The sequence below is a fragment of the Lutibacter sp. genome (assembly GCF_013041805.1).
In the GTDB taxonomy this organism is placed as follows: Bacteria; Bacteroidota; Bacteroidia; order Flavobacteriales; family Flavobacteriaceae; genus Lutibacter.
The window spans coordinates 1-7434 of record NZ_JABDRI010000054.1; the positions used below are offsets into that span (position 1 = coordinate 1).

Sequence of the window (7434 nt, forward strand, 5' to 3'; positions counted from 1 at the left end):
TAGTTATAGATTTATTTAGTGTTTTGCTTTTTGCTTTTTCAATTTTTAAAAGAGATTGAGCGTTAGGCATATCTCTTTTTGCTCTTTCTGAATAAAACTTTGTAATGTCTTCAATTTCAATATTGTATTTAATATTTGCTTTGTCTAATTGCTTTATTTCAGCATAGGTAAGGTCTAATTTCAATTCTTCATGGGTATGATTTGCCCCACAACGCAAGTCGATTCCAGATTCTAATATTTTTTTAATTATTGTTTCTGATGGATTTGTAATAGAAATCCTTTTCCCACTATTAGAATTTTCTAGTTTATCTTGAGAGAAAACAAATATAGAATTAAATAGTAAAACAAGTGCTAGTAGTTTTATCTTCATTAAAATTATTTTTTTAGATTAAATTTTATTCAATAATAATCTTTTTCGTTAGCATTCCTGTACTTGTATTTACACGCACAATATAAACTCCGGTAGCAATTTGGATTGGTAATGATATGAGACGTTCGTTTGATTCTATATCCCAAGTTTTTACTTGTTGACCTAGTAAATTAAATAAACTAGCGTTCAATATGTTGGTATCAACAATTTTATTTAGTTGTAATTCTGAAATTGTATTATTCATAAAAATATGAACTCCTTCTAGTAAACTAACTTCTTCCAATGTTTTTAAACGAGGCTGAAATGCTAACACAAACCTGTTGTTATAATCACCTGCTTCTAACATAATTTCAAAGGCTTGATTTGTAATATCATACGTTTCACCTGTTGTGGTATCTTTTATGTAAACAGACATATTTTCAGGCACATTTTCTAATGCATCAACATTGATACTTACTGTTCCTCCTTCTTTTGTTTGAATTCCTAATGGTATTTCTTTATCAAGGCTAATTGTATTGGTTGCTTGAATTATATATTTAGTATCATTAATTACCCAATACATATCATCTTCAAAAGATTGATAAATTTCAGCTTCATAACCCCAATCAATACCATCGGTTGTTTTTTCGTCAATAGTTAATAAAATCTGTCTATGACCAATTTTTGGTGCTTCAAAACCAATTCGAAATTTAGGTCGAATATCTGAAGAATCAATAGCTGCTATTTTAGATTTTGGAGTGCTACTCTTCATAAATACAGAAGATCCAACCACTTCTTTCCTAAAGAAGCGTTGACCATTGTTAAACTCAATGGTTCCACCATCAATTGCATCACCAACCACATAAAAACTTTGACCTATTGGGATGTATCTTCCAGGAGTTTTTAAAGAACCAACCCCTGGATATGTTTGACTTACATCTGGATGGGCTGAAGTTGCTGGTAAACCTCCTCCTAAACTATACGTTGCGTAACCTCCTTGATAATCTTTTAAATTATGACTATCGCCACCATAATGCTCCCAGAAATATAACGGCCCTGTTATTGTAGCTGCATTGTCTGCAATAAACTGATCTGCATCTAATGCTGATGGGTAAGGATTTCCAACTAAGTAATTATTATCAACTGCAACATTTAAATTTATGACACCGTTATTTGGTTTTCCTACAAATACATAATTTTGATCTGAAGAGCCTGGGTTTCCCGCTCCTTTCATTGTAAATCCTTCACCAGAGTATATTTCACCAGTATTTCCAACATACACCCATTCACTATATGCACCTGATTTATTAGCATATTTATACAGCCAATAGGTACTTAATGTAATTGGAGGGCCTATTAAACCATTATAACCACCTGTAAAGCTAATTGCACGTGGATATGTTGCATCATCTGGACTACTTCCATCTCTTAGAGCAGCGCTCACTGTTGAATAATCACCACCGGTTACATCATTTCCTGTATAAACTGGAGACGACCAATAATTATATCTAAATAAATTTCCTTCACCTTGTTGATCACGTTCTATACTTCCAGTGCTAGTAGCATCAAAATCACTATCTATAGTTTGTATTAATTGTGATTCGCCTTGTAAATCAAGTAGTCCATCTAATTTAAAATAATGAGTAATTGTTAATCCATTTCCTGTTCCTGCAGCATTATCACCATCAATTGTTAATTCATTACTATTTACAATAAGTGCTAAAACCTCTCTTTCTCTTCCTAAATCTGTATTAGTTTTAACTGAAATATCATGATTTATTTCAACTATATTCCAATCTATAGGACTAACTCCATCAATTATTGAAACACTATTTGGTAAGTTTTGAACTGTATTGTTTAACCAAGTTGCAGCCGTATCCCAAGGACCATTAGCATCTGAAACATAAGGTAATGGTGCTGTTTGATAATCTACTGTTGTTAAGTTTTTAATCGCTGCAGTATTTCCATTGCCTGAAGCATCCTTGCAATTGGTAAAAGTATAAGTGCTCATTGGGTAATACCCTTTTAAATTTGACCAATCTATTGAACCATCACTAATATCATATTTTGTAGGTACTATACTATTTAATTTAAAATAAGAGCCTTCAATATTTACACCGCTAGTTTCAATTTCTTGATTCATTACAAAACGCAATTCATCTACTGTTAAAGCGGCATCCCATACTCTTACTTCATCAATATTTCCATTGAAAAATGATGTGGTATTTACTTCGTTTCCATCAGCGGCTGCAATCAAAAATGATTCAGAGTTTGTTACTGGTGCATTTTTTGTTGCAGTTTGAGATACATCCTCAAGGCCATCAATGAATAATTTAGCTTCTGTACCATCATAAATGACAGCTACATGATGCCAAATCCCCACTGGAATTGCAACCGAAGAAGTAATTACTTCTGATCCACCATTCCAGGACATTTCTAAATTACCCGAATTATTTATTTTAAAATCGTATCCTGTTGTATACCCATTATCACGTTTTGATACAATGGATGCATTTGTATTTGCTCTTTTAATCCAAGCTGAAATTGTAAATCCAGTTGGATTTAAATCCAACACATTTCCAGCATCTAAATAGTCAGAAGAACCGTTAAATTGTATAGAACGGACAAATGATTTCTCAGGTGCAAATCCAAATGTGATGTATTTAGTTGTGCTAAACGTATAATTCGCTTTAAAATTTCCCAATCCATCTGAATTCATAATTCTATACTCAGAGGTTGGACTAAATGTTGGAGAATCTGAAATAAACATCAAATAATCTCCTGGTGGAGGCCCTAATGGAATTAGTAGACCTTCTGGAATTGAAACTTTTGCTGAAAAGTTGGAGCCCTTAGCTTCAACTTTCCACTTTCTTCCCATTGGTGTAAATTCAACTTTAGTACCGTCTGGAGTTATTGCAGGTGTAATACCCAAACTCATATCAACAACAACGGCAGGTTGCCCATTTAAAGTAGCATTGTCATTACCCCAAACTAAAAAGGTTTTATCTGAGGCAAATGTATTTGCATTTAAATTATTTGTGGTTGCAATTTCATTTAAACCAATAGTAATATCATCAACAGTATTTACGGTTTTTGATTGTTTTTGATTTAATTCAGATGCATCATCTCTACCAATACCTGCGATATCATAATTAAAAATATCATTCGCAGGAACTCCAGTATCTACATCCCAAATTATAGTTCCATCACTATCTACATAATCTTGACTTGTACCATTAACACCTAAAGTTATACCGTATTTAATGGCTAAATAACTTTCTATTCTGTTACGTTCACTAATATCATCTTTACGAGATGAATAAGTTATTATTTCTGCTATTCTGGCGTCAGTAGCAGCTTCATAAGCTTCACTTCTACCTATCCAATACCTAGAGTCATTTACATTTGAATATGCTGTTAAATCATTTTCATAGGTTTTAACATCATTTGCATTGTAGGATAATTCTTGTGCATAAACGGAAGCACTATTTCTAGTGTTAATTATACCTACATTATTATAATTTGTGCCTGTACTATTATCAACAACTCCATACCCTATGTATGGGGGACTTTTTAATGAAGTTCCTATAGCATAAGATAAAACTTCATCAGTAGCCCTAACTGAATATAACCCAAAACCAATTCCTGTTACATCTTCTTCATCTTTTAATAAACTTTCATCACCACAAAATAAATCCATATTTCCAAAAGTTGAATTAATAGGAACATCTGGAATTAGAACAATAAACATTTCTTGTGTATAAAAGCCTGAAGATCCTTCCATGAAATCTCCATTTGTGTTATTATATGTAAAAAATTCGTCTAAAGGTGAAAGTGTATAATTGCTATCAAAGTCGACAACTGGATTAAAATTCACATTGTAAGCCGCGGCATCTCTATAAGTTGGTTCTTGCCCAGGTGTATTAATAGTAGCATTTGAACCATATGCTTGAGTTGCCCAAGTTGTTACTTCGTCAGACCCATTTTTAGTTATTCCTTTATCTGCTTTTAGCCATAATTGGATTTTATCAGTAACGCCCCCAGGAGCAATAGTTAAAGGACTTAAAAGGGCACAGCCTCCTCCTGAAACATTAAAATTTACTGTTACACCTGCAGTATTAGCTGTGTCTCCATTTTGATTTATTACGGTAGTTCCACCAACAGTAATAGTAATATTATCTGCTCCATCCCAACCATTATTATTTCCATCATACATCGTAAAATAATAATTGTTTAAATCTTCTAAACAACCTAAATTAATTGTATTGGAGTAAGATGTATTAGAATTACTTAAATATCCATTATCAATGGTAGAAATTAATTCACCTGATGGATTAAATATCTTAACTCTATTTTCTGAGGATGAACTTGGCCAATTCACAGAAACAATAACTTCAGAAAAAGTAGCAAAACTTGCAACAACTGGTGTTCTAGGCGAAGATATACAAGTACCATTATTAGCTTCAACATAATAGGTTGTTGTTGTTGAAATAGGAGGTGTTGTAAAACTGGTTCCTGTAGCTAAAACCGCACCACCTGTTGAATTTGCATACCAAGAAATAGTACCACTCGATGCTGTTGCGCCCAAAGTAAGAGAAGCGGTTCCAGTACCTGATGCAGGAGTTGTAGATGTAATTGTTGGTGCTAAATTTACCGTAAAAGTAGCCACACTTGTAGCGGTTCCGCCCGGGGTAGTTACGGAAACTGTACCTGTAGTTCCTGCTCCAATAACTGCAACAATAGTTGTTCCGTTATTTGAGGTTATTGATGTTACTGGAGTTCCACCAATAGTTACATTAGCTGCAGTTGCACCTGTTAAGTTTGTTCCATTAATTGTTATTGAAGTACCTTCACAACCACTTGTTGAACCAAGGCTTGTTATTGTTGGAGGTGATAATACAACAGTATATGTTATAATTATCTGCCCATCAGCACCATTCCCATTACCACCACCACCACCACCTGGAGTGCTTCCGTTTACTCCATCATCACCACCGTCTCCACCACCTGCTGGAGCTGTACCTCCGATACCGTTATTTCCATTAGCTCCATTAGCTCCAGTTCCTGCTGAAGAACCTCCACCTCCACCACGACGACCACTAGGAGAACCTGAATTCACTCCATTAGCTCCAGTTCCCCCTACATAACCTGTTCCAATTATTACTGTTCCTCCATTTGCTCCAGTAGTAGAAGTAGTAGAAGATCCACCTCCAGCTTCCACCAAATTGGTTCCTGAAACTAAATAAACATAAGAATTTCCACCTGAAGTATTTGTACTAGCTCCTGCTCCAACAACAATTGTATAAGTTTGCCCTGAAGTAACTGAAATAATGTTAGTTGCAAAAGCTCCTCCTCCTCCTCCTCCTACATTAGTACCAACTCCTGCTCCACCTGCTCCCCATGTTTCAACTGTTAGCTGAGTAACCCCTGCCGGAACTGTAAATTCATTTGTGACAGTTCCATTATCAACAGTAAAAAAAGTTTGAGATGATGTTTGCGAAAAAGCAAAATTAATAGAAAAGAAAATTGCACAGAACAGTGCTATTTTAAGTATTTGGGGTTTAAAATACATAATTCATTCATTATAATTGGGTTATGCAATAATAAGGATTTTTTCTTACAAATACAATTATTGCATAACCTAATAAACAAATAGCCTATAATTATTAACAAATTGTTAATAACTATGGCTACATAACTGTTTTATAGGTATTATAGTAAAATTCTTTTAGAAATATTTCCTTTTTCTGTGGTCGCTTGGATAATGTAAACTCCTTTTTTTGCGTTAATTTGTAGGTTTAATTGTTCGTTATTTAAATAATTCACATTATCCCAAACCTGCGTAATTTGACCTAGTCTATTGTATAAAATAAGATTATTTATTTTTATTTGTTTTGTATTTTTAACTGTTAAGGTTTTGTATCCATTAGCCACGTACATAATTAAGTTAGACTTTAGGTCAGAACCGTTATTTATTTCTAGTAGCTCATTATCATTTACATAATAATCATTTTCATTTCCTTTGGTATTTTCGCTATAATTAGTGTCTGTACCAATAAGGTTACCTGTATTTGTATCAACTAAAATATCATCTTCATCTAAATCTGTACTTATAAAAATTATTACGAATCTAGAATGATATTCCCCTGCTTCCAATGCCACTTGATAAGCTTCTTCTTCAATATTATATATTTCATTGAGTACTTTATCTTTTAAATAAAGTGTATAGCCTTCAATTGGATTTTCAATTTGATCTATTCCAATAGTAATTAAACCTCCATTTACGGTTCTAATACCTAAAGCAAACTCTTTCTCTTCTGCTAAACAATTGGTAGCCTGAATAACATACTTGGTATTATCCAACAACCAATACATATCATCGTTAAAAATTTGAAAAATCTCTGCATCATAACCCCAATCAAAACCATCGCAGGTGTTTTCGTCTATTGTTAGTAAAATTTGTCTATGATCTATTTCAGGTGCGTTAAAACCAATTCTAAATTTTGGACGCAAATCGTCTTGATTTATAGTAGTTATATTTGAAGAAAATGTTACCACCGAAAAACAGCAACATAAAACGATTAAAGTAAGTGATTTTTTCATAACTTTTGATTTAGTAAGAAATTCGTTAGAAAAACCTTGATTAAAAATAAATTATTTGTTTATTCTATTAATATTTATGCTTTTTTATAAAAGACTACTTGGTCTTTTATTTTGTTATGTAAATTTACACAATAATTCTATAAAAATAACCAAAAAAACAACTTATTTACCATTTGTTTACAAAAACGTACCATTTATTAGTTTTTTACGCTTGTAAAACCCCTAAAATGGGGTTTGCTACGTTTATATTTTACCATTTATTGCCAAAAAGGTACCATTTATTTATATAAAAAACCACTAAAAAAGCAAATTTTAGTGGTTTAAAGAATTTTTTTGATTGAATTACGTATAATTATAATGTATTAATTCAATACAATTTTTTTAGAAATAATACCATTTATGGTTTTGAATTTTACAATATAAACACCAGAAGATTTTTGAATTGGAATTGAAAATTCCCTATTGGTAAAATGTTTATTCCA

General features: G+C 32.6%; 4 protein-coding genes. All 4 read right to left on the reverse strand.

Annotated elements, in window-relative coordinates; all coding sequences use genetic code 11:
* A partial coding sequence (locus HKP59_RS07165) for a hypothetical protein (RefSeq protein ID WP_291804999.1) occupies positions 1-370 on the reverse strand: 370 nt, incomplete at its 3' end.
* Positions 371-395: 25 nt separating this feature from the next.
* Positions 396-5921, reverse strand: coding sequence for a LamG-like jellyroll fold domain-containing protein (locus HKP59_RS07170; RefSeq protein WP_291805003.1), 5526 nt, complete (start codon positions 5919-5921; stop codon positions 396-398).
* A gap of 140 nt (positions 5922-6061) precedes the next feature.
* A complete protein-coding gene (locus HKP59_RS07175) occupies positions 6062-6952 on the reverse strand; it encodes a T9SS type A sorting domain-containing protein (RefSeq protein ID WP_291805006.1) in 891 nt (296 codons plus the stop codon).
* Positions 6953-7314: 362 nt separating this feature from the next.
* A complete protein-coding gene (locus HKP59_RS12840) occupies positions 7315-7401 on the reverse strand; it encodes a hypothetical protein (RefSeq protein ID WP_363288975.1) in 87 nt (28 codons plus the stop codon).
* Positions 7402-7434: the final 33 nt, after the last annotated feature.